This window comes from Stenotrophomonas sp. STEN022 (assembly GCF_056760155.1).
The window spans coordinates 1-18,709 of the sequence record NZ_JBRREG010000093.1; the positions used below are offsets into that span (position 1 = coordinate 1).

Annotated in this window: 21 protein-coding genes; 2 read left to right on the forward strand and 19 right to left on the reverse strand. The window is 64.4% G+C overall.

Annotated elements, in window-relative coordinates; translation table 11 throughout:
* Window positions 1–133: 133 nt before the first annotated feature.
* From ACVOMF_RS16955 to ACVOMF_RS16965, 3 genes are all read right to left on the reverse strand, one after another.
* A complete protein-coding gene (locus ACVOMF_RS16955) occupies window positions 134–1,066 on the reverse strand; it encodes an MBL fold metallo-hydrolase (protein ID WP_481510310.1) in 933 nt (310 codons plus the stop codon).
* Between the two features lie 85 nt (window positions 1,067–1,151).
* A complete protein-coding gene (locus ACVOMF_RS16960) occupies window positions 1,152–1,445 on the reverse strand; it encodes a hypothetical protein (RefSeq protein WP_481510311.1) in 294 nt (97 codons plus the stop codon).
* A gap of 23 nt (window positions 1,446–1,468) precedes the next feature.
* The gene (locus ACVOMF_RS16965; RefSeq protein WP_481510312.1) at window positions 1,469–2,770 is read right to left on the reverse strand and encodes a tryptophan--tRNA ligase; all 1,302 of its coding nucleotides are present in this window, start codon (window positions 2,768–2,770) and stop codon (window positions 1,469–1,471) included.
* 121 nt (window positions 2,771–2,891) lie between these two features.
* Here ACVOMF_RS16965 and ACVOMF_RS16970 point away from each other — a divergent pair, with 121 nt between their 5' ends.
* On the forward strand, window positions 2,892–3,719 hold the full coding sequence (locus ACVOMF_RS16970; RefSeq protein WP_481510313.1) for a hypothetical protein: 828 nt from the start codon (window positions 2,892–2,894) through the stop codon (window positions 3,717–3,719).
* 229 nt (window positions 3,720–3,948) lie between these two features.
* Here ACVOMF_RS16970 and ACVOMF_RS16975 read toward each other — a convergent pair whose 3' ends face one another.
* The 5 genes from ACVOMF_RS16975 to ACVOMF_RS16995 all read right to left on the reverse strand — a co-directional run bounded on the left by ACVOMF_RS16975 (window position 3,949) and on the right by ACVOMF_RS16995 (window position 7,579).
* A complete protein-coding gene (locus ACVOMF_RS16975; RefSeq protein WP_282269033.1) occupies window positions 3,949–4,170 on the reverse strand; it encodes a CsbD family protein in 222 nt (73 codons plus the stop codon).
* Window positions 4,171–4,358: 188 nt separating this feature from the next.
* Window positions 4,359–4,496 (reverse strand): entericidin A/B family lipoprotein, encoded by a 138-nt coding sequence (locus ACVOMF_RS16980; RefSeq protein WP_481510314.1) that lies wholly within the window; start codon window positions 4,494–4,496, stop codon window positions 4,359–4,361.
* A 54-nt stretch (window positions 4,497–4,550) separates the two neighbouring features.
* Window positions 4,551–4,703, reverse strand: coding sequence for an entericidin A/B family lipoprotein (locus ACVOMF_RS16985; RefSeq protein WP_296248941.1), 153 nt, complete (start codon window positions 4,701–4,703; stop codon window positions 4,551–4,553).
* 144 nt (window positions 4,704–4,847) lie between these two features.
* The gene (gene rocF / locus ACVOMF_RS16990) at window positions 4,848–5,768 is read right to left on the reverse strand and encodes an arginase (protein WP_481510315.1); all 921 of its coding nucleotides are present in this window, start codon (window positions 5,766–5,768) and stop codon (window positions 4,848–4,850) included.
* Between the two features lie 182 nt (window positions 5,769–5,950).
* Complete coding sequence (locus ACVOMF_RS16995; protein WP_481510316.1) at window positions 5,951–7,579, reverse strand: mechanosensitive ion channel family protein; 1,629 nt, start codon at window positions 7,577–7,579, stop codon at window positions 5,951–5,953.
* Between the two features lie 206 nt (window positions 7,580–7,785).
* Here ACVOMF_RS16995 and ACVOMF_RS17000 point away from each other — a divergent pair, with 206 nt between their 5' ends.
* A complete protein-coding gene (locus ACVOMF_RS17000) occupies window positions 7,786–8,994 on the forward strand; it encodes an NnrS family protein (protein WP_481510317.1) in 1,209 nt (402 codons plus the stop codon).
* 9 nt (window positions 8,995–9,003) lie between these two features.
* Here ACVOMF_RS17000 and ACVOMF_RS17005 read toward each other — a convergent pair whose 3' ends face one another.
* From ACVOMF_RS17005 to ACVOMF_RS17055, 11 genes are all read right to left on the reverse strand, one after another.
* A complete protein-coding gene (locus ACVOMF_RS17005; protein WP_481510318.1) occupies window positions 9,004–9,669 on the reverse strand; it encodes a sulfate/molybdate ABC transporter ATP-binding protein in 666 nt (221 codons plus the stop codon).
* Window positions 9,659–10,342: a molybdate ABC transporter permease subunit gene (gene modB / locus ACVOMF_RS17010; protein WP_481510325.1), complete on the reverse strand. Its 684-nt coding sequence runs from the start codon at window positions 10,340–10,342 to the stop codon at window positions 9,659–9,661. Before modB ends, ACVOMF_RS17005 begins: the two co-directional genes overlap by 11 nt.
* Window positions 10,343–10,344: 2 nt before the next feature.
* Window positions 10,345–11,085 carry a molybdate ABC transporter substrate-binding protein gene (gene modA, locus ACVOMF_RS17015; protein ID WP_481510319.1) on the reverse strand — a complete coding sequence of 247 codons (741 nt, stop codon included), beginning with the start codon at window positions 11,083–11,085 and terminating at the stop codon, window positions 10,345–10,347.
* 21 nt (window positions 11,086–11,106) lie between these two features.
* Window positions 11,107–11,883, reverse strand: a complete 777-nt coding sequence (locus ACVOMF_RS17020) for a helix-turn-helix domain-containing protein (protein WP_481510320.1) — start codon at window positions 11,881–11,883, stop codon at window positions 11,107–11,109.
* A 7-nt stretch (window positions 11,884–11,890) separates the two neighbouring features.
* Window positions 11,891–13,102, reverse strand: coding sequence for an oxygen-independent coproporphyrinogen III oxidase (locus ACVOMF_RS17025; RefSeq protein ID WP_481510321.1), 1,212 nt, complete (start codon window positions 13,100–13,102; stop codon window positions 11,891–11,893).
* A gap of 44 nt (window positions 13,103–13,146) precedes the next feature.
* The gene (locus ACVOMF_RS17030; protein ID WP_296248926.1) at window positions 13,147–14,478 is read right to left on the reverse strand and encodes an MFS transporter; all 1,332 of its coding nucleotides are present in this window, start codon (window positions 14,476–14,478) and stop codon (window positions 13,147–13,149) included.
* A gap of 23 nt (window positions 14,479–14,501) precedes the next feature.
* Complete coding sequence (locus tag ACVOMF_RS17035) at window positions 14,502–15,392, reverse strand: peptidylprolyl isomerase (protein WP_481510322.1); 891 nt, start codon at window positions 15,390–15,392, stop codon at window positions 14,502–14,504.
* A gap of 3 nt (window positions 15,393–15,395) precedes the next feature.
* On the reverse strand, window positions 15,396–16,100 hold the full coding sequence (gene narI, locus ACVOMF_RS17040; protein ID WP_004146540.1) for a respiratory nitrate reductase subunit gamma: 705 nt from the start codon (window positions 16,098–16,100) through the stop codon (window positions 15,396–15,398).
* Window positions 16,097–16,777: a nitrate reductase molybdenum cofactor assembly chaperone gene (gene narJ / locus ACVOMF_RS17045; RefSeq protein ID WP_282269063.1), complete on the reverse strand. Its 681-nt coding sequence runs from the start codon at window positions 16,775–16,777 to the stop codon at window positions 16,097–16,099. The genes narI and narJ overlap by 4 nt, the downstream gene beginning before the upstream one ends.
* The gene (gene narH / locus ACVOMF_RS17050; protein WP_481510323.1) at window positions 16,774–18,318 is read right to left on the reverse strand and encodes a nitrate reductase subunit beta; all 1,545 of its coding nucleotides are present in this window, start codon (window positions 18,316–18,318) and stop codon (window positions 16,774–16,776) included. Before narH ends, narJ begins: the two co-directional genes overlap by 4 nt.
* Window positions 18,318–18,709: molybdopterin dinucleotide binding domain-containing protein (locus ACVOMF_RS17055; protein WP_481510324.1), on the reverse strand; the 392-nt coding region annotated here is incomplete at its 5' end. The genes ACVOMF_RS17055 and narH, both read right to left, overlap by 1 nt.

Below are 18,709 nucleotides of genomic sequence, written 5' to 3' on the forward strand. Positions count from 1 at the left end.
GGGGAGGGGTGTGCTTCACCGCTTCTGTTCTGGTCGTGGCTTCGCGGCTGACGCTGCTCCTGCGTTGATCTTCGGCATTGTCGGAAAAGCCTCTGCCGAGCATGGCTCGGCACTACAGGACGTCTGCTCGCTTTCAGCGCTTCTCGCGGTCCAGCCAGCAGGCCAGACCTTGCGCATTGAGCTCGATGTCCATTGCCAGCACCCGCAGCACTTCAGATGCATCCAGCGGGCTGCCCTGCAATCTCAATCGCGCTACGTACAGCGCACCGAGCGCACCCACCAGCAGGCGATGGCGCTCCGGCTCGCCGTTGCAGCGCTGTGCGATCGCAACCATCGCGTCGATCTGCTCGTGCAGTTCCTTGGCCAAGCGCGCCGTACCTTCGACGCGGCCGTAGTGGGTCAGGTACATCCCTTCCGGTGCTTCCTGCATCAAGCGCAGGATCGAGGCATGCATTGCCTCCGGCTCGAACTGCACCGGTGAGGAGGTGGGAATGATGAAAGCACCGCCAGCATGATCCAGCTCGCGATACGACAGGCCAAACGTGTCGCCGGTGAACCAGCTGCGACTGGCCGCATCCCACACGCAGAAGTGATGCCGTGCATGTCCCGGCGTGTCCACGCAGACCAGCTCGCGACCAGCCAACAAAACCCGATGCCCATCCTCGGCAACCACCACGCGCTCGGCCGGCACCGGCACGATCTGGCCGTAGCTGCGCGCGATCTCGGCTTCGCCATACACCGCTGTTGCACCGGCGATCAGCCGGGTCGGATCGATCATGTGCTGGGCGCCACGCGGGTGCACGACCAACCGCGCATTGGGCAGCTGCTGCATCAGCGCACCGGCGCCGCCGGCATGATCCAGATGCACATGGGTGACGATCAGCCAGTCGATATCCGCAGGCGCCAGGCCAGCCTGCGCAACGCAGGCCAGCAGATTGGGCAGCGAGTGGGTGGTACCGCAATCGACGAACGCGCCACGTCCGTCCTGCACGATCAGGTAGGCCGCATCGAAGTGATCGCGCTGGAACGCGGTATCGATGGTGTGGATGCCATGGGCAAGAGACATGCGGCAACTCCGGCAGAAACTGGCTTCGATCCTGCCAGCCGCCCTGCCCGCACTCAACCCGGACTTTTGTCGCAGCCGCGTCAGCTCAGTGCTGCAGTACGCGCGGACGCAGCAACAATGCCAGCACCATTACCGCCAGAAAGCCGCCGTAGGCATACAGCACGGCGAGGATCTGTTTCCACAGGCCTTCGGCCACCTCGGTGGCGCCCACCTGGTAGCCCCACAACATGAAGCCGATGCTGGCCACCAGGGCCAGCACCAGCATCGATGCATCAAACAAAGTGCGTGTGCGATTGCGCGGCTGGCGCGGGAACCACCAGTACAGCGCCGCCATCACGCAGAACCAAGGGAGAAACAACAACAACGACAACCAGGCCATCGACGTGCTCCTCCACAGGGTGATTACTCCTTCGCCGCAGCCTCGCGCAGTTCGCGCAATGCCGCCAGCACCGGCTCCACTTCCACTTCGACCTTGAGCAGCTTGCTCTGCAGTGCATCGCCCTGCTCGGCCTGCTTGAGCACGGCGATCAACTGGCCGGCATCGCGCGGCGAATCAAAGCCTTCGCTCTGGATCAGCAGCGTGCCCTCGCCATCGAGCAGCTTGAAGTAGAAGCGACCGTCCTTCTCGCGGTACTGCTTGAACAGCGGCAGCGCCGCCTTGGCAGCGGCTGCCGCCCTGGGCTTGTCACCGGCGGCAGACAGATCGCGCAGGCCAACGGCGTGGCGCAGTTCCTTCAGCAGCGGGATGGCGAACTGCTCGCGCAGCTGCTGGCCACGCTTGCGCAGGATCGCCTCGATCTTCTCGGGCTCGGCCATCAAGGCGTTGTAGCGCTCGCGCAGCGGCGACAGCTCGGCGTCGATGCGTTCGAACAGCTGCTGCTTGGCATCGCCCCAGCTGATGCCGTCGGCAAAGGCCTTGGCGAAGGCTGCAGTCTGCTCCGGGCTGGCGAAGGCCTGGTACATCTGGAACAGCGCCGAGCCCTCGGTGTCCTTGGGCTCGCCCGGCAGGCGCGAGTCGGTGAGGATGGAGAACACCAGCTTCTTCAGCTCCTCGCGTGGCACGAACAGCGGGATGGTGTTGCTGTAGCTCTTGCTCATCTTGCGACCGTCCAGGCCAGCCAGGGTGGCCACCTGTTCGTCGATGATCACTTCCGGCAGGGCGAAATATTCCTTGCCGTAGACGTGGTTGAAGCGCTGGGCGAAATCGCGCGCCATCTCGATGTGCTGGATCTGGTCACGACCCACCGGCACCTTGTTGGCGTTGAAAATCAAAATGTCCGCGGCCATCAGCACCGGGTACATGAACAGGCCGGCGCTGACGCCTGCATCGTCGTCGAGCTGTTCCTCGCGGTTCTTGTCCACCGCCGCCTTGTAGGCATGGGCGCGGTTGAGGATGCCCTTGCTGGCGACCACGGTGAGGAACCACATCAGCTCGGTGGTTTCCGGGATGTCACTCTGCCGGTAGAACCACACCTTGTCCGGGTCCAGACCGCAGGCCAGCCAGCTGGCGGCGATCTCCAGCGTCGAACGCTGGGTGCGCTCGGGCTCCTGCGCCTTGATCAGGCTGTGCAGGTCGGCCAGGAAGAAGAAGCTCTCGATATCCGAGGCCTGGCTGGCGGCAATGGCCGGGCGGATCGCGCCGACGTAATTGCCGAGATGGGGAGTGCCGGAAGGGGTGATGCCGGTGAGGACGCGGGTAGTCATGTAAACCAAGCTGACGAGCGGATGAACCGGGCCAGTGTAACCGCCCCAGCCTGTCCCCGCCCTCAACCCCATTGCCCGCGCCTGGCCGTTTCAAGCCACGTACCCCGCCAAGGAGCCTGCCATGTACCGTTTTCTAGCCAGTGTGTTGTCGGTTGTCGCGCTATGCGGGTTCAGCCCGGTACGGCCGGCAGATGAGGGTCCGGTGCAGCTGTCGGTGATCGACCGCGACGACGGGCAGGAGCTGGACCTGCACCCGCACCGGGGCCAGCAATGGGTGGCCGGCAGCCCCGGCCACCGCTACAGCGTGCGCATGCAGAACCGCAGCGGCCAGCGCGTGCTGGTGGTGCTGTCGGTGGACGGGGTCAATGCCATCACCGGCCAGACTGCCTCACCCAGCCAGTCCGGCTATGTACTGGAGCCGTGGCAGAGCAGCGAGATCACCGGCTGGCGCAAATCCAATGCCGAGGTGGCGCAGTTCGTGTTCACCAGCTCCAGCGACAGCTACGCCAGCCGCACCGGCCGCCCGGCCAATGTTGGGGTGATCGGCATCGCAGTGTTCAACGAGGCGCGCCGGCCGGTGTATGACGTGCGCCCACTGCCGGCGCCGAGGCCCATGCCGCGGCCGATGCCGCAGTACGAGGACCGTGCCGAGGCCAGTGCCAATGCAACAGGGCGCGCCGCCGAAGCCGCTGCGCCCAGCGCAATGGCCAAGAGCGAATCGCGGCAGCGCTTGGGCACCGGTCACGGTGAACGTGAATGGTCGAGTTCGTCTTTGACCAGCTTCGAGCGTGCCAGCCGTAACCCGGTGCAGGTCAGCGAGGTACGTTATGATTCGCGGCAGCGGCTGGTGGCGATGGGCATCCTGCCGCGCGGTCATCGCCACGTGGACAACTCGCCGCAGGCGTTCCCGAGTGGTTTTGTGCCGGACCCGCCTGCGCGTGGGCGTTGAGTTTTTATTTATTGCATCCGGGATGCACAAAGGGCCGCTTTCAGCGGCCCTTTCCCCTCTCCCCAACCCATCTCCCCAACCCATCTCCCCAACCCCTCTCCCCAACCCCTCTCCCACAAGGGGAGAGGGGCTCAAAGCTGCACGCTGGCGGTTATAGCAACTCGCGGTGAACCGCCCGCAATAGTCCGGGTAAGCGACTGAACCAGAGTTCTGCCTCAATCACCCGACATCAGTGGTAGTCCGGATAGTCCTTGTGCAGCGCCTTCTGGAAGTCGCGCACTTCGGTTTCGGCACGGTCCTTGGCCCAGCCATAACGTTCCTGCAGGCGACCTGCGAGATATTCGGCGTTGCCTTCGGCCACCTTCATGTCATCGTCGGTGATGTCGCCCCACTTGGCCTGTACCTTGCCCTTGAGCTGGGTCCACTTGCCGGAAATGATGTCTTTGTTCATTACGCTGCTCCTTCGGGGGATACGCGGTTGATTCGCGTGGGACCACCTTCGCTGCAGCGCTGTTGGCATCGGGTCCATGTTTCGTTGTGTGCTGCTGACCTTGGTGAACACTGCTTCAGCTAACAGACCCAGGCGTGAAAAAGGCCGGCATTGCCGGCCTCTTCGTTCATCTGGGTGGTACTGCGGGATCAATGTCCCTTGGCAGCACCTTCAACTTTCTCGCCCACCTTCTGCACGTCTTTGCCGGCACCGGCAACCGTATTGCAGCCGGACAGCACCGCGACCGAGAACAGCGACAACAACATCAGGGCGACCAAACGCTTCATGTGATTCTCCTGTGGTGGTTCCATCGGTGCGGTCCGCAAGGGACCGCGCGTTCATCAGCACTTGCCGTCTTTGCAATCCTGCGCCTTGTCTTCGACCTTTTCGCCCGCCTTCTGCATATCCTTGCCAGCGCCGGCTACGGTGTTGCAGCCGCTGAGCATGCCAACCGAGAACGCACCCACCAGGGCCAACATCAGTAATCGCTTCATCGTTGATCATCTCCTCACTGATAAGGCGGAAGCCGTGCCCAGGAACCGACGCCGGTCATTCCGCGTGTGAAGACGAATCTGGCGGCTGCAGCGTGTGCTCCGCGTGAAGTCGCGCAGCACACGTTCAGTGATGTCTTCTAATCGTTAATCCCGCATCAGCGTGGATTTGCCAAACAGACTCTCCACCAGGTCCACGGCCAGCTCGGCGGTGCGGTTCTGGTGATCAAGCAAGGGGTTCAGCTCGACGATGTCCAGCGAGCCCATCAGCCCGGTGTCGGCAATCATCTCCATCACCAGCTGCGCCTCGCGGTAATTGACGCCGCCCGGAACCGTGGTGCCGACGCCCGGCGCGATGCTGGGGTCGAGGAAGTCCACGTCGAAACTGACGTGCAGATGGGTATTGGCATCAATGCCATGCAGCGCGGCTTCCATTGTCCGCTTCATCCCTGCCTCGTCGATGTAGCGCATGTCGTAGACATCCACGCGGTGCTGCTTGATCAGGCGCTTCTCTTCCGGGTCAACCGAGCGGATGCCGATCTGGTGGACCTGCCATGGTGCGATCGCCGGGGCACTGCCGCCGAGGTGGGTCAAGCCTTCCGGCCCGAGGCCGCACAGGCAGGCCACCGGCATGCCGTGGATGTTGCCTGACGGGGTGACATCGGAGGTGTTGAAGTCCGAATGCGCATCCAGCCACAGCACGCGCAGCTGCTTGCCCTGCTCACGGCACCAACGCGCGACCGCGGTGATCGACCCCACGCCGAGGCAATGGTCGCCGCCAAGCATGATCGGCATGCGGCCTTCCTTCAGCTCGGCGTAACTCGCCTCCATCAGCGCGTGGTTCCATGCGACCACTTCGTCGAGATGACGGTAGCCCTGCACCGGGCCGGTCCACGGATTGCGCGGGCCATCAAGGTTGCCAACGTCGCGCACGTCCACGCCGCGTTCGACCAGCGCCTCAGGCAAGCCGGCAATGCGCAACGCCTCCGGGCCAAGCCGCGCGCCGCGCGCACCGGCACCCACATCGGTAGGCACGCCAATCAGCGACACCGGACGAAAACCAGCCATACGACCTCCGTTGCAAATGAAATCAGTTTAGCGAGCCGCCGCGCAAAGGCCTTGCGGCAGCGCGGCAAACCAAGGCAGGGCAAGCCTTTGAGCGGCTGCGGAGCAGGTTTTGGCAAGCTTACGCCGCGCACATGTCAGCCGTGCGCGACGAGTTGGTCAGGCAACGGCTACCTGCGCGGCGATCACGCTGACGGGCCCTGCGGGTCCCAATCGGCGGGCGCCACGATCTTCGGCTGCTCAGGGTCGGCAATGTAGTTGGGCGACATGATCTGCACCCCGGCCGCGTTGAACGCATCCTGGATGTTGGCATGCAGCGCGCTGAGGATCTCCGCGCGCAGCGGGAACTCAACGATATGCACGCGCAGCACATAGGCGACATAGAAGTCATTGAGCGCGGTCTGCAACACATAGGCGGCAGGCACGCTCTGCACATGTGTGGTCATGCCGGCCGCATCCAGCAGCAAGCGCTGCACCTGCCGCCACGGCGTGTCATAGCCGATGGTGACGCCGGTCTCCAGCCACATGCCGGCAGCCTGGGGATCGCGCGAGTAATTCAACAATTTGCCACTGAGCACGTGCATGTTGGGAAGACTGACTTCCACCCCGGTCAGGGTGCGGATGCGGGTAGTGAACAAACCAATCTGGATCACCTGCCCCTCGACATCGGCCACCTTGACCAGGTCACCAATCGACATCGTCCGCGCATAAAGCAGGGTGAAACCTGCCGCTGCCTGACCAACGATGCTGGAGCCGCCCAGCGATATCATCACGCCCAGCAGTACGCTCAGACCCTTGAAGGCGTCGCTGCCTGAGCCGGGCAGATAGGGATAGGCCATCACCAGCGCAAACAGCCAGATACCCCCCACGGTCAGCTTGCGGCTGGGTTCGGCCAGTTGGCGGTCGATGCCAAACAACTGGAAGCGTCCGTTCTGCACGCCCCGGAACAACAAGCCGACAATCTGGCTGCACAGCCGCGCCAACAGAAAAATGATCACCGCGGTGACCAACCCCGGGATCGCCGCCACGCCTGCCCACAGCCAGGCCTTGGCTTGGGCGGCAACCCAGGCCGTCATCGCCCTGGCCCAGGGCTGGGTGTAATCGAACTGATGGAATACGTAGCGCAGCCATTCCTCTGCCAGCAACAACACCGCCACCAGCAGCACTGCGCGCGACAACCAATCGGCCAGCGCATTTGCCCCATGCAACATCTGCTTCACCGGCGCGCTGCGCAGCGTCCCTGCCTTTCGACCGACCCATGCCAGCGTCGCCGCGCGAAACCTGCGCGCGGCCCAAGCCATAAGCCAGATCAACACACCCGCCAACAGCGTGGCAACAAGACAATGCAGGACACCCCGGACCACACGGCCCGGCGCACGCTCAGCCGCGACGACCGCGTCGTCGAGCCGGCTGCGTACCGCCTCACGCACCTGGTTCAGCGTCTCGCCCTGCGCGCTATCAACATCGGCAGGCGTGATGAGAGTGACCACCTCGCCCCCAAGCAGCAGGATCGCGCCATCGGCGGTGTCGTTGAAGGTGACCCTGGGCACGCCGGGCTCATCAACAATCCGCTTGATGTTGAATTCGGTGACCGCGGCACGTTGCGACGGCGAGCGGCCCATGAACCCACTGCGGAAGGTCAGGATATCGCGGTTGTAAAAGCGTACCGTCGCTGGAACCGGCCCCTCAACCTGCGCCTGCTCATTGGCGGCTGCCGCCGTGGCCGGCAGCACCAGCGCAGCCAGCGGGACGAGCGCGACTGCCAGCACGAACCGGCGTACCACCGACCAGACTACGACGCTGCTTCCGAACATCGTTGCGCTTCCCCGCGGGAACGGATGACCGACCGGTGCAGTGTTGCCCCAAGAGCAGCACAAAGGGAAGCCCACGCTACAGGCAAGAGACGGCGGATGACCGCCGCGGTCGGATACTGCCAACAAGTGCTCGCCAAACTCCCATAGCGCAACCCCGCTTGATATTGGTCAGTTCCCCCGACCACGCCCGCTCGGATACTCATGCAATGAACAGCAGCGCCTCCACCCTGACCGTCCTCAACGCGCCACATCGGCTGCTGTTCTTCATTGGTGTCTGCAACCTCGGGCTGGCGATGGGCTGGTGGGCGCTGTGGCTGGGCGGGCTGCAGCTGGGCACTCCCCTGCCCGCTCCCGCTTTGCCGCCGACCTGGCTGCATGGGCTGTGGATGCAATATCTTGTGCTGCCCAGTTTCATCTTCGGCTTTCTGTTGACCGTGTTCCCGCGCTGGATGGGATTGCCGGCGCTGCCGCGGTGGCAATACGCGGGCATTGGCGGCGGCCTCTTCGGCGCGCAGATCGCACTGCTCGCAGCCAGCATCGGCTGGCAGCCGGGCATTTGGCTCGCCCTGCTGTTGGCGCTGTTCGGTTGGACCTTCGGGCTTGTCGCGCTCGGCCGTTTGCTGCTGCAGGAGAAAGGCCGCACCTGGCATGCGTGGTCGTGCTGGTCCGCCTTGCTATTGGGCTGGATCGGCCTGCTGTGCTTCGCCATCGCTGCGGCAGGCGGCGATGTCCGCTGGCAGGCATTGAGTGTGTCGCTTGGCACTTTCGGGCTGTTGTTGCCGATCTACGCCAGCGTCGCCCACCGCATGTTTCCGTTCTTCGCCGGCAATGTGGTGCCGGGCTACCAGGCCTGGCGGCCACCGCAATGGTTGGCCATCTTGTGGGGACTGTGCCTGCTGCATCTGGCCGGGGAACAGCTGCAGCAGCCGTTGGCGACGCTGCTGGCCGATGCCGGCTTGCTGTTGTTGTCGCTGTACTCGCTATGGCACTGGTGGCCACGTGGCCCCAAACCGGCCTTGCTGGCGGTGTTGTTCTACGGGCTGGCGTGGTGGCCGCTGGCGACCCTGCTGTATCTGCTGCAGGACATTGCCGCGCTGACCGGTCACCCCGGCTGGCTGGAACGCGCGCCACTGCATGCCTTGGTCATTGGCCTGTTCGGCAGCCTGCTGGTGGCGATGGTCACCCGCGTAACCCAAGGCCATTCCGGGCGTGCGCTGGTGATGCCGGTGGTCGCCTGGATCGCCCTGCTCGGCCTGCAACTGGTTGCAGTGCTGCGCATCCTCGCACCGCTGCTGGACGATCCCTGGCGCTGGCATGCCGTGGCCGCTGCCGGCTGGCTGCTGGTACTTGCACCGTGGCTGCTGCGGCTGGAATGGATCTACTGGCGCCCGCGTGCGGACGGCAAGCCGGACTGAGCGCCGCGCTCAGGCCTGCACGCGGCCATCAGCCAGATGCACCACCTGCTGACCGAACATGTCCACATCTTCCGGGTCATGGCTGATCAGCAGCAGCGGGATGCCGGTCTGGTCCAGCACCGTTTCAAGCTCCTGGCGCAGATGCGCACGCAGCGCGTGGTCAAGTGCAGCGAACGGCTCATCCAGCAGCAGCGCCTGCGGCTTGGTCACCAGCGCCCGTGCCAAGGCGGTGCGCTGACGCTGGCCGCCAGAGATCTGCGACGGCAGCAGGTCACCGAGATGATCGATGCGGAATGCCTGCAGCCATTGCTCCACCGCATCGACGCGGCGGACGCGCGACGGATTCAACAAACCCTGCTGCAGGCCGAAACCCACGTTCTGCCGCACCGTCAAATGCGGGAACAAGGCGTAGTCCTGGAACACATAGCCGATGCGGCGTCGCTGCGGTGACAGGTTGATACCTGCCGCCGCATCAAACAGCGCTTTCCCTTGCATGCGGACCACACCAGCATCCGGCTGCAGCAACCCGGCGATGGCCTTCAGCGTCAGACTCTTGCCTGCACCAGACGGGCCGAACAACACCACGTTGGGCTGGGTGCAACGCAAGGCCGCCTGTAGCTGGAACTGCTGCCCTGCGGCCTGCAGCTTGCGTTGAACGTCGAGCTCAAGCCACATTGTGCGCCCCCTCCTGCCGCCGCCCGACCAATCGTGCGGCAAGCAGCAGCACGCTGATGCAGACCAGCGAGGACAGCAGCACCAAGGCGTTGGCGCGACCGTCATTGCCGGCCTGCACCGCCTCGTAGATGGCGATGGACAAGGTCTGGGTGCGGCCGGGAATGCTGCCGGCAACCATGATGGTGGCGCCGAACTCACCCATCGCACGGGCGAACGCCAGCAGCAGGCCGGCAAGAATGCCGCGCCATGCCAGCGGCAAGGTCACCCGGAAGAACAGCGCCAGCTCGGATACGCCCAAGGTACGCGCGGCCTGTTCCAGCTGCCCATCCACATCCTCGAAGGCCGCACGCGCCGGCTTGAACACCAACGGAAACGAAGCGATTGCGGCAGCGATCACCGCTGCCTGCCAGGTAAACACAAGATTGATGCCAAAGCTGTTTTCCAGCCATGCACCAAGCGCGCCCTTGCTGCCGATCAGCACCAGCAGGTAATAGCCCAGCACCGTCGGCGGCAACACCATCGGCAGGGTGAATATCGTGTCCAGCAACTCTCGGCCGGGAAAGCGCCGCCGCGCCAGCAAGGCACCAAATCCGACACCGAGCACGAGGTTGATGGCGGTCGCCCAGCCGGCCACCTTCAGCGACAACCACAGCGCGCTCCAGTCCAGATCCACCATCAAGGGCTGCCGAAGCCGTGCCTGTGCAGGATGGCCTGGCCCTGCGCCGAGCGCACGAAGGCGATGAAGCGCTTGGCTTCGGCGGCATTGCGGCTGGTCTTCACCATTGCCAGCGGATAGCTGATGCCGCCTGCAACCGGCACCTGGAAGGCGCGCTGCACGCGCTCGCTCATCGCCTGCGCGTCGGTGGCGTAGACGAAGCCTGCATCCACTTCACCACGTGCCACATAGTCCAGTGACTGGCGCACGTTCTGGGTGCTGATCATCTTGGCCTGCACTGCCGGCCACACGCCGGCCTGCTGCAGCGCACCGCGTGCATAGCGCCCCACCGGCACGCTATCGGGATTGCCGATGGCAACGCGCTTCACATCGGCCTTGGCCAGCGCCGCCAACGTGGTCGGCTTGTTGCTGGCCTGCGGCGGCACCACCACCCACAGGCTGTTCTGTGCGAATACGTGCTGGGTCGCCGGATCAATCAGGCCTTCGGTAGTAGCCTGCGCCATCGTGGCCTGATCGGCCGAGGCCAGCACATCGACCGGCGCGCCGCGTGCAATCTGCTGCAGCAAGGTGCCGGAGGCAGCGAAGTTCAGGTCGACCTTCGTGCCCGGGTTGGCCTTCTCGTACGCGCTGGATATCTCGCGGAAACTCTCGGTCAGGCTGGAAGCCGCGGAGACCGTCAGGTCAGCCGCGCCTGCCGGCAGCGCGGCAGCCAGCAACAACAACGCCCACAGCTTGTTCATGCATGCATCCTCGGTTGGGCATCATTCGCTTGCGTCATCGGTGGCCGCCATCAAGGCCAGACGCTCCGGTTGCAGCAGGATGATCTCGCGCTGCTTCACCGCGATGACTTCTTCGTCGCTCAAACGGCGCAGCACCCGGCTGGCGGTTTCCGGGGCCATGCGCAGGTAATTGGCGATCTCGGTACGGGTCATGGTCAGGTTGAAACGGTGCGCCGAAAATCCTCGTCGCGCATAGCGGCTGGAGATATCCAGCAGGAACGCGGCCATGCGTTCCTCGGTGCGGTAGTTGGCGGCCAGCAAGGCGGCCTTGCCGATCTCGGCGCTGAGCAGGCTGAACAGCTTGGCCTGCAGACCGGGCATACGACTGGCCAGCATGCTGATGCGCGGAAATGAGATGCGGCACAGATGCACGGTATCCAGTGCCACCGCATTACAGGGATAGCGCGAACCGTGGATGGCGTTCAAGCCGATCACTTCACCAGGCAAGGCGAAGCCCAGCACCTGCTCGTTGCCGAGGCTGTCGTCGACGAAGGTCTTGACCATGCCTGCGCGCACTGCAGCGATGGAATCGAAGGGCTCGCCTGCGCGGAAGATGTAGTCACCGGCGTGGTACGGCCCAACGTGGTCGACCATCACGTGCAGCTCGTTCAACGCGGTCTTGTCATAGCCCTGCGAGCTGCAGGCATCAGAGAACGCACAGGTCGTGCAGAAATGCAGCGCGTCACCGTCGCCGGCAGCGGCTGGATTCGGCGTGGCGGAACCCTGCGGCCCGCGCGGTGGTGGATTTGTTGGCGTCATTCCGTTTTCAAGCAACAGCGGCCAAGGGGCGGAAGCACGCTGCGATCATACGCCACAGCAGCTCACCTTCGTTCTGGATCAACAACATGTCGCCGTCACGGCGCAGCCAACCGCGCTCGATGAACATGCCGACGCGCTCCCATGCGTGCTCGAAACAGGCATCGAACGGCTGCGCGTTGCGCCATTCAAACGCACGCATGTCCAGCGCGTGGTCACAGGCCAGGCTCTGCACCACCTCATCGGTCATGCGTTCATGCTCGGAAAGAATAAGCCCGGACGAAATGCCGGGTTGGCCAACCACCAGGCAGGCGCGCCAGTGGCTAGGCTCTGGCTCGATACGACAGATGACATCGCCAATCTGGCTGCAGGCGCCTACGCCTATCCCCAGCAGGTCATGGCGCTCGCGCCGCGGCACACCGAGCAGGTCGCAATGGCGCTGGCCATCGCCGTTGCGCGACGGCATCGGCAGGTCCGGCCGCTGGTAGTGATCGCCGCCCAGCGGCAGGTAGCCGCCTGCACGCAGCAACCGCCAGGCCTGCAGCCAGTCCGTTGCCAACGGGTACTCGGGCAGCAAGGCAGGCGACGGCAGGATGATGCGCTCGGGCGCCAGCTCCAGCGCCCGCTGCAGCCGTTGCAGGAACGACACATCGGCGTAGCACGGCACGCGCAGCTGGTAGTAACACGCGGTGAACCCGGCCTGCTGGGCCCGCGCCAGCATCGCCGGCCCATCGACGCCGGCATGGTCGATCACCGTCATCCGGGTACAGCCGACCTCGCGCAATGCAGCCGGTGCGACATCGCTGGCCGCATCCAGGCGCACCTCGACCTGCGGCCGGGCGATGGTGCACAGCTGCTCCGGCACCGCGTCCAACAGGCGGCCCAGCAGGGCGGGCGGCAGATGCTCGACGATGCCGGGCTGCAGCACCATGGCCGCCACTTCGCGGTCGCTGGCCAGCATATTGGCATGCAGGCGCAGGCATACCAGCAGCGCGTCCAGCACGTTCTCGGCGCGTTCCAGCTCATGTGGGGGTGCGCAGAAACCCAGCGTCAACGCACGTGGAATCAGATGCTCGTTGCTGGCCTGCATCGCCGCACGCCAACCCGCCTCGGCGAAGCCGGGGCTCAGCTCCGCCGGCGCCGGGAACAACACGTGCGCGGGTTGCTGCAGCAATGCAACATGCAATGTGGCGTCATCCATCCCGGCGGTCTCTACTGACATGCAAGCATCCTCGCGCAGCGACCGCCGGGTTTCACTGATCTGGATCAAGCCCGGCGCTGTTTCTCCGCAGCGGCGGCATCGATGGCTTCGGGCAGGTCGGTCTCACGATCGAGCTGCGGGAAGTTGCGACGCTCCATCCGACGGATGGCGAAGTGCATCCACGCCAGCGCGATGCTGACCAGTACGAACAGCAGCATGAAGCAGCTGCTCCAGATGCCAAGCGCATCATTCAAGGCGCCGAACACGATGGGCAGGATGAAGCCGCCGAGGCCGCCGATCATGCCGACCACGCCACCCACCGAACCCACATGCTGCGGGTAGTAGACCGGGATGTGCTTGTAGACCGCGGCCTTGCCCAGCGACATGAAAAAGCCGAGCACGAATACCAGCACGGTGAACAGGGTCACACTGATCGCGAGGTGGAAGCTGATCTCGCCGTGTATGCCCTGCACGATGTAGCGGGTATCCGGATAGGCCAGGATGAAGGTACAGATCACCGACACCCCCAGCGTCCAGTACATCACACGGCGCGCGCCGATGCGGTCGGACATCCAGCCGCCCACCACCCGGAACAGGCTGGCCGGGATCGAGTAACACGCTGCCAGCACGCCTGCCGTGCCCACGTCCATGCCATAGGCGCCGACCAGATAATGCGGCAGCCACAGTGCCAGCGCGACGAAGCCGCCGAACACGAAAAAGTAGTACAGCGAGAAGCGCCACACCTGCAGGTTCTTCAGCGGCGCCATCTGCTCGGCGAAGGACATCGGCTTGACGCCACTGCGGCGGCGGTCTTCCAGCGAGGGATCTTCCTTGCTGAACAGATAGAACAGGATGGCGGTGACCGCCAGGCCGACAGCCCACAGCTTGGCCACCATCATCCAGCCCGAGGCCACCATCACCAGCGGCGCCAGCAGCTTGGTGACCGCCGAGCCGATGTTGCCGGCACCGAAGATGCCCAATGCGGTGCCCTGCTTCTCCGGCGGGAACCACTTGGACACATAGGTAACGCCGACCGAGAAGTTGCCACCGGCGATGCCGACGAACAACGCCGCCAACAGGAACTGCGGGTAGGTCTGTGCATAGGTCAGCAGCCAGGTCGCCACCGCACCGCACAGCATCACCAGGGTCATCACCTTGCGGCCGCCGAACTGGTCGGACCAGATGCCGAGGAAGACGCGGATCACCGAGCCGGTTAGCACCGGGGTGGCGATCAACAGGCCGAACTGGGTGTCGTTCAAGCCCAGTTGCTCGCTGATCTGGATACCGATGATGGCGAAGATCATCCACACCGCGAAACACACGGTGAAGGCGAAGGTACTCAGCCATAGCGCACGTTGTTGTTCGCCGCTGCTGATGTTCTGCAAATTCTGGCTCATTGCCGCTCCTGGGGGATTACGTCTTACTCAGCCTGTGCTTCGATGTCTTCAAGCCCGCGCACCGGGTAACGCTCGCGCAGTTCGAGCAGGAACTGCTGCACGTCGCGCTGGCGCACCTGCAATTCGAGGTAGTCGCTGATCTGCGGTTGCACCTGCTCGAAGGTGAGCGCCGTGCCGGCCTCCAGCGCATCGATGCTGACCACGTGGTAGCCCCAGCGCGATTCCACCGGGAAACCCGCCAAGCCTTGCCGCAGGCGGAATACCTGACGATCAAACTCGGGCGTGGTCTGGCCGCGTTGCAGCCAACCCAGCTCGCCGCCCTCGCTGCTGGACGGGCATTGCGAGTGGCGCGCGGCCAGATCAGCGAACAGGTGCGGCTGCTCCAGCAGTTCGGCAATCAGCTGCTCGGCCTGGGTGCGGGCTTTCAGCCGGCCAGCGATATCGTCGGCCGGTGCCGCCAGCAGGATGTGGCGCACGCGGATACGGTCGGGCGAGCGGAAGCGCTCGGGGTTCTGCGCGAAGTAGCGTTGGCAGTCGTCTTCGGTCGGCACGCGGTCTTCCAGCGTCTGTTCGATCAGTTGCTGGATGCGTGCTTCCTCGCTGGTCTCCTGGCCGACGCCGGGGGCATCGGCCAGGCCAAGCCGCTCGGCTTCCAGCCGTAGCAACTCGCGTACCACCAGCGCACGCGCCGCATCGGCACGTGACTGCTCCGGGCGCATCGCCCGGTGGTGTTGCATCTCGCGGGCGATATCGGCCTCGCTGATCGGCGTGTCCTGCACGTACAGGCTGCACGGCGCCGGTTGGCCCAGGCTGCGTGGACCGTCATCGGCATCGTGATGGTGGCCGGCCTCGGCCGGCACCGGTGTCTGCGAGTCGATGACGGTGATGGGGAGAATGCGTGGCAGGCTGCCCATGGTTTACTCCCGCGGACCGTAGCGCAGCGTGGCCTGGCGACGACGCACCACTTGATATGGACGCCACAGGTAACTGATCGGCACGCTCCACACATGCACCAGGCGGGTGAACGGAGCGATCAGCACCAGCGTCAGGCCAAGGAAGATGTGTGCCTTGTAGACCCAATGCACGCCTTCGACATAGTCAGCCGCACCGGCACGGAAAGTGACGATATGCTGCGCCCACTCGGCCAGCATCACCATCACCCCGCCATCGAGATGGCCGGCGGAGACCTTGATGCTGTACAGGCCAAGGCAGAGCTGGGCGAACAGCAGCACCAGCACCAGCGTGTCACCGAAACTGCCGATCGCGCGCACCCGCGCATTGGTCAGCCGGCGTACCAGCAGGATGGTGATGCCGACGAAGCACAGCGCGCCGAAGAAGCCGCCAACCACCATCGCCAGCAACTGCTTCTGCGATGAAGTAATGAAGGGCTCGTACAGCGCATGCGGGGTCAACAGACCAACGAAATGGCCACCGAGGATGGCGATGATGCCGATATGAAAGCAGTTGCTGCCAAAGCGCATGCCGCGGTCGGACAGCAACTGGGTGGAGCCGGTACGCCAGCTGTACATGGCCTTGTCATAGCGCGCCCAGCTGCCGATCAACAGCACCGCCACCGCGATGTAGGGATAGAACTGGAAGGCGAACTGATTGAGGTAATTCATGGCTGGATCTCCCGCGGCTGCGCGCGTGCCGGTGAACGATGGGGTGGATCGCAATCCTGCGAAGGTGCATCGGCGCCAAAGCGCACCGCTTCCTCTTCCCATAGGCGGTCCATGGCTTCGACGGTGTCGTCGCGCACTTCTTCGCTGGCCCGCTGCCGCAGCACGGCCAGGTTGACCTTGCCCTCGCCCGCCTCGACCAGGATTTCCAGCAGCACTGCATGCGGCAGCTGCCGCTCGGCCGCGCGTGCGGCGAGCATGCCGGCGATGTGGCCGATATGGTGCAGCCAGTCCTTGGCCTCGGCCTGCGGCCGGTGCGAGAGGTATTCCAGCAGCAGCGGCAGATAGTCCGGCAGCTCTCGCGCATCCAGCTCGAAACCGTTCTTGCGATAAGCATCGATTAGGTCGACCATGGCCTGGCCACGATCACGTGATTCGCCGTGGATGTGTTCGAACACCAGCAGGCTCATCGAGCGGCCACGGTCGAAGGTGGCCAGCCAGCGGTCCTGCGCGTCCAGCGGGTCGGTGGCAAGCAGGTCACGGACGAAGGTCTGCAACTGCCTGCGACGGGCCGGCGACAGCGCCGGATCGTCGCAGGCCTCGAGCAGCTCCTCGCCATGCTGCCAAAGCTCGTCACGCGGATAGTCCAGCAATACGCCGATCAGCTTGAGCACACTCATTTCACCACCTCATGCCGATGCTGGCGGTTGGGATGCACCGCAAAGGTGGTGCTCTTGCGCTGGGTGAACAGATCGGCCGGGCTGTCGCCGTTGCAGCCATTGCCGAAGGTGAAGCCGCAGCCGCCGCGTTCGCCGAAGGCGTCGTTGGCGTACTCGCGGTGCGCGCTCGGAATGACGAAACGGTCCTCGTAGTTGGCGATGGCCAGGTAGCGGTACATCTCTTCCACCTGCGCCGGGGTCAGACCCACCTGTTCGAGCACGCGCATGTCTTCCACGCCGTCCACGTTCTTGGCGCGTCGCCAGGCACGCATCGCCATCAGCCGCTCCAGTGCACGGATCACCGGCGCTTCGTCACCTGCCGTAAGCAGGTTGGCCAGGTAACGCACCGGGATGCGCAGCGAGGCGATATCCGGCAGTTCGCCGCTCATGCCGACATGGCCACGCTCTGCCGCCGACTGGATCGGCGACAACGGTGGCACGTACCAGACCATCGGCAAGGTGCGGTATTCCGGGTGCAGCGGCAGCGCCAGCTTCCAGTCGATGGCCAGCTTGTAGACCGGCGACTGCTTGGCCGATTCCAGCCAGCTGTCGGGAATGCCCTCGGCACGTGCGGCCTCGATCACCGCCGGGTCGAACGGGTCCAGGAAGATGTCCAGGTGCGACTGGTACAGGTCCTTCTCCGCCGCCACCGATGCGGCTTCGGCGATACGATCCGCGTCGTACAGCATCACCCCCAGGTAGCGGATGCGGCCCACGCAGGTTTCCGAACACACGGTGGGCTCGCCCATCTCGATGCGCGGGTAGCAGAAGATGCACTTCTCGGACTTGCCGCTCTTCCAGTTGTAATAGATCTTCTTGTACGGGCAGGCCGACACGCACATGCGCCAGCCGCGGCACTTGTCCTGGTCGATCAGCACGATGCCGTCTTCCTCGCGCTTGTAGATCGCGCCCGAAGGACAGGCCGAGACGCAGGCCGGGTTGAGGCAGTGCTCGCACAGCCGCGGCAGGTACATCATGAAGGTCTTCTCGAAGGCGCCGTAGATCTCCTTCTGCACCTTGTCGAAGTTGTAATCGCGCGAACGCTTGGAGAACTCGCTGCCGAGGATTTCCTCCCAGTTCGGGCCCCACTCGATCTTCTCCATGCGCTGGCCGGTCAGCAGCGAGCGTGGACGCGCGGTCGGCTGGTGCTTCAGCTGAGGCGCGTCATGCAGGTGCTGGTAATCGAAGTCGAACGGCTCGTAGTAGTCGTCGATCTGCGGCAGGTCGGGGTTGGAGAAGATCTTGGCCAGCATCCGCCAGCGGCCACCGGCGCGCGGCACCAGCTTGCCGCTGCCGTTGCGCACCCAGCCGCCGTTCCACTTTTCCTGGTTTTCCCATTCCTTGGGATAACCGATGCCGGGCTTGGTCTCGACGTTGTTGAACCAGGCGTACTCCACGCCTTCGCGCGACGTCCACACGTTCTTGCAGGTGATCGAGCAGGTATGGCAGCCGATGCACTTGTCCAGGTTCAACACCATCGCAATCTGGGCACGTACTTTCATCACACCACCTCCCGTGCGGCGACAACCGACTCTTCACCCGCCACTCCTGCGCTTCCTGCGCCCGCGGCACTCGAACTTCCTTGTTCATCGTCCAGCCAATCGATCTTGTCCATCTTGCGCACGATCACGAACTCATCGCGGTTGGTACCGCAGGTACCGTAGTAGTTGAAGCCCCAGGCCAGCTGCGCGTAGCCGCCGATCATGTGGGTGGGCTTGAGCACGATGCGGGTCACCGAGTTGTGGATGCCACCGCGGGTGCCGGAGATCTCCGAACCCGGCACGTTGATGATGCGTTCCTGGGCGTGGTACATCATCGCCATGCCCGGCATCACCCGCTGGCTGACCACCGCACGCGCGGCGATCGCACCGTTGACGTTGAACAGCTCGATCC